The sequence below is a fragment of the Ferruginibacter sp. genome (genome assembly GCF_031391665.1).
In the GTDB taxonomy this organism is placed as follows: Bacteria; Bacteroidota; Bacteroidia; order Chitinophagales; family Chitinophagaceae; genus Ferruginibacter.
In genome coordinates this window covers 1-4,226 of the sequence record NZ_JANMUN010000254.1, presented here as the reverse complement: position 1 = coordinate 4,226, position 4,226 = coordinate 1, and the positions used below count along the sequence as shown (strand labels likewise).

At 36.3% G+C, this 4,226-nt stretch carries 3 protein-coding genes; 2 read left to right on the top strand and 1 reads right to left on the bottom strand.

Annotated features, from left to right (window positions below; translation table 11 throughout):
* The coding region (locus ACY651_RS19405) for a hypothetical protein (RefSeq protein ID WP_462255164.1) at positions 1 to 1,323 on the bottom strand (1,323 nt) is incomplete at its 3' end.
* Positions 1,324 to 1,740: 417 nt separating this feature from the next.
* Here ACY651_RS19405 and ACY651_RS19400 point away from each other — a divergent pair.
* Together ACY651_RS19400 and ACY651_RS19395 are read left to right on the top strand one after the other, a co-directional pair.
* Entirely contained in the window at positions 1,741 to 2,880 is a 1,140-nt protein-coding gene (locus tag ACY651_RS19400; RefSeq protein ID WP_462255163.1) for a glycoside hydrolase family 88/105 protein, read from the top strand.
* Positions 2,881 to 3,186: 306 nt separating this feature from the next.
* Positions 3,187 to 4,176: a glycoside hydrolase family 2 protein gene (locus ACY651_RS19395; protein ID WP_462255162.1), complete on the top strand. Its 990-nt coding sequence runs from the start codon at positions 3,187 to 3,189 to the stop codon at positions 4,174 to 4,176.
* Positions 4,177 to 4,226: the final 50 nt, after the last annotated feature.

The window sequence follows — 4,226 nt, the reverse complement described above, 5'->3', positions numbered from 1 at the left end:
GCCACCATTTTGTCTCATCAATTGCACGGCTTGGTCTTTAATCTGTTCCTTTATTGGATTCAATTTGCTGTAATTATTTCTCTTTTCTGTCTTTACAACTTGAGTTTTGTACAAGTCTCTCCATTCGTTTAGAATAAAACTGCCATCATCCAGTTTTAAATATCTTGTTTTATCATAAATGATTGTATCTAAAGACCTAAGTGGCACTTTGGGTCTGTCCTTTATAATATGATTAAATATTTCTTTCTTAGAAAGAGGTTTATTGAAATGAATTAAGGTATTATTTACAAGGTCAAAAAGTGTTTCGTTGTTTCCTTCCCATTCAGTTAGCCCCCAGTAACCCGTTTTACCCTGGCTAACAAATTTTGAATCTGTGACTAATTGACTAGCGATACTGCTTGTTATCTTTTTAGTGGATTTGGTTTTATAAAGAATGTGATTTATGTCCTTAATCAATTCGGCTAGTTTTATAAACTTTCCTCTTTGACTAAGTAGTCTATATGCCATATCTTTCGCACTTGATAAGTTTTCAAGTCTCAACTGATATTTAATGTGATTGTCATGTTCAATTTGTTCAATTTCGTGAATATTTTTGCACGCAAGTTCAATCAGTTCTTTTGGGAACTTACTATTATTTCGCTTTACATCAATGATAATATCATCTAGCTCAGTAGGAACGACATTCTTTTCTAACGAGATATAAACAAGATAGCAAATTTCAAAAAACTCATCAATTGAAACAGAGTCATCCGTAAAAATGAAAGTATTATTTTTTAGATGATGAGCTAGCGGAATTCTTTCTCGAGTGCCTATTGTGTCAAATAAGATGTTCAGATATTCCTCTTTGATTTTGGCTGTATTTACGCCAAAATTTTTGGATAAGATTTCATTCAAGTTCTCTTTGGATAAAATTCGAATATTTTCAAATGTGCTTTTGAAGGCGGCAAACTTATTTTGAATTTGTGATTTTACTTTTAATTCTGTGTCTTTATCAATAATTATGTTTGAGAGATTGTTTGCGAAGTTTTTTAATTGTTGTCTAACCCTTTCTGGTGTTTTTCCGGTCAACAATGCAATTTCGTCTTTGTTTAATGCTCGTCCTGAAAGACCGTAATACTTTGAAATCATCTGCCCTAATTCTTTGTCCCTCTTTATTTTTGATTCTGTTTTACCAAGAGGTTTATTCAAATAAGAAAGATATTCCTCTATAATGGCTTCAATTAACACGATTACTGAAATAGATTCTATATTCTCAATTTTTATTAAATCTGAGAGGTCTACTCGTAAATCGAACATTGTCCGCAGTTGATTATTGTCTTTCATTTTATTTAGTATCTCGGTGGTCGTTTGGGTTACACACAACACTATAATTGATGTTATTGATACGTTACTTCCAAATTTTAAACGTATTGATAATCAAAAAACCAGTATTATACATTTTACATTGTTTATAGCAGCAATGTAATTTAATAAAATTTTTAATCTGTCAGGTTTTATTCTCCGCTTCCATAAAAGCCCCTCATTGGTATGCCGTTGAAAGGATTGATTCTTCTTTCTTTTTACTAAAAAGAAAGAAGAACAGAACAAGTTCGCAACGATCCCGTACGTACGGGATGGAAATATAAAGCTGGTATTCAAAAATCTTATTAGCATGGTAAATTTGCAAGCAGGATACCACATGACAATCATTCTCCCACATTGCATTAAACTGCATAAAAATTAGCACATTAACTTGCATATATGAAATTCATCAAAAGCTTCCTACTTATCAGCACCTGTTGTTTAGTAAACCAAACCAGCACCGCACAAAAACTCCCCGCTAAAAAACAAGTCCTCCAAACCATAACCCTGGCCAATAAATATTTTATGGATAAATGGCCCGATCCGGCCAAACCCATTTTTGTACCCAGCCGCAACCGCACATGGCCCAGCCATATTTGGACAAGGGCTGTGTATTACGAAGGACTGATGGCATTGTACAGTGTAGATAAAAGGAAAACCTATTACGACTATGCAGTTGACTGGGGTACCAAACACCAATGGAATTTACGTGACGGTACCAAAACCCGTAACGGCGATAACCAGGCCTGTGGACAAACTTATATTGATTTGTATTTGATAGATAAAAAACCGGAACGCATTGACAGCATTAAAGCATCGATAGATAAAATGATGGCCAACGATAAAATTGACGACTGGCATTGGGTAGATGCAATACAAATGGCAATGCCAGTGTTTGCAAAACTTGGTGTAATGTATAAAGACACTAATTATTTTAACCGCATGTACCAGATGTATGCATTTACAAAATACAAACATGGTGATAATGGTTTGTTTAATACTGCCGAAGGTTTATGGTGGCGGGATAAAGATTTTGATCCTCCATACAAAGAACCCAATGGAGAAGATTGTTACTGGAGCCGTGGCAATGGCTGGGTAGTGGCGGCATTGGTACGAATTTTAAATACTATTCCTAAAAACGAAACACACCGTGCAGAATATTTAGCAGATTATAAAGCAATGATGGCGGCATTAATTCCTATTCAGCGCAAAGATGGTTACTGGAATGCCAGCCTGCACGACAGTACAAATTTTGGTGGCAAAGAATTAACCGGCACCAGTTTATTTGTATACGGTATGGCCTGGGGTATCAACAATAAAATACTGGATAAAAAAACTTACCTGCCCATTGTTACCAAAGCATGGAATGCCATGGCTAAAGAAAGTGTACATGCAAATGGTTTTTTAGGTTGGGTGCAGGGCACAGGTAAAGAACCCAAAGAATCGCAGCCGGTTACTTATGACCGTGAGCCTGACTTTGAGGACTTTGGATTGGGTTGTTTTTTATTGGCGGGAAGTGAAGTGTATAAGATTAAGTGATAGGAATTTGCTGCTTCGCAACAAAGGGGTTGCCACAGATTACACTGATTGCACAGATGAATACAAAAGTATTGTTGCTTTACAGCAAAGTTTTAGCCACTGATTACACGAATTTGCACGGATGTATACAAATACATGCTAAAAAAATCTGTGTTAATCTGTGTAATCCGTGGCAAAAAAAAATCACGAAGTGAATTTAAAAACGAAGTTTTTTCCTTTGTGCCTTAGTGCCTTGGTGGCTAATATTTTTTTGAGTATCAAAAAAAATGCTAAGTTTTAGTTTAAAGCAGTTTTCAAAATATACTTATGATAAAATTTTTTTGCTTCTTTCTCCTCTTGGTTTCTTCTTTACAAATTGCAAATGCCCAGCGCCAAAAATATAACTTCAACAGCAACTGGAAAGTATTGACAGGCGACGATTCCACCGCCATCAACAACAACTACAACGATGCCAGTTGGAAAAACGTAACCCTCCCATACGCCTGGAACGAAGACGACGCTTTTAAAAAAGATATTGTGGACTTACGCACCGGCATTGCCTGGTACCGTAAACATTTTAAACTTCCTGCTGCTGCAAAAGCACAAAAAATATTTATAGAATTTGAAGGCATACGGCAAGCAGGTGAATTTTATGTAAACGGAAAATACATTGGCCTGCACGAAAACGGTGTGATGGCTTTTGGTTTTGATATTACCGATGTGGTAAATTTTGGCAACAGCGACAATGTAATTGCTGTACGTATTGATAACAGTTGGGACTACAGGGAAAAAGCTACCAACAGCAAATTTCAATGGGAGGATAAAAACTTTAATGCCAATTATGGCGGCATCAGTAAAAATGTTTTTCTGCATATAACACCAAAGGTTTACCAAACACTGCCTTTGTATGCTGGCCTGCAAACAACAGGTGTTTATATTTATGCTGATAATTATAGTATAAAAGAAAAATTGGCAACAATACATGCCGAAAGTGAAGTGAAGAATGAAAGCGGCCAGCCGCAGCAGGTAGTTTACCGGGTTGCAGTTAGGGATAACAGCGGCAAATTAGTTAAAACATTTACAAGAGATAAAATAAATCTAGCCCCTGGCGAAACAAAAATTATAACAGCATCATCATTAGTAAACGATTTAAATTTCTGGAGCTGGGGCTATGGCTATTTGTACAATGTGCAAACAAGTTTATTGGTAAATAATAAGCCGGTTGATATAGTCAATACAACGACAGGTTTTCGCAAAACGGAATTTAAGGATGGTATGATCTACCTGAATGACCGGGTGATGATGGTACACGGTTAAGCGCAAAGAACATCCAATGAATGGCCCGCCATCGGCATGTCTGTACCTGC

What these genes read in the sequence shown, in the direction of transcription:
- ACY651_RS19400 (WP_462255163.1), top strand. Translation starts at nt 1,741, where the DNA reads ATGAAATTCATCAAAAGCTTCCTACTTATCAGCACCTGTTGTTTAGTA.
- ACY651_RS19395 (WP_462255162.1), top strand. Translation starts at nt 3,187, where the DNA reads ATGATAAAATTTTTTTGCTTCTTTCTCCTCTTGGTTTCTTCTTTACAA.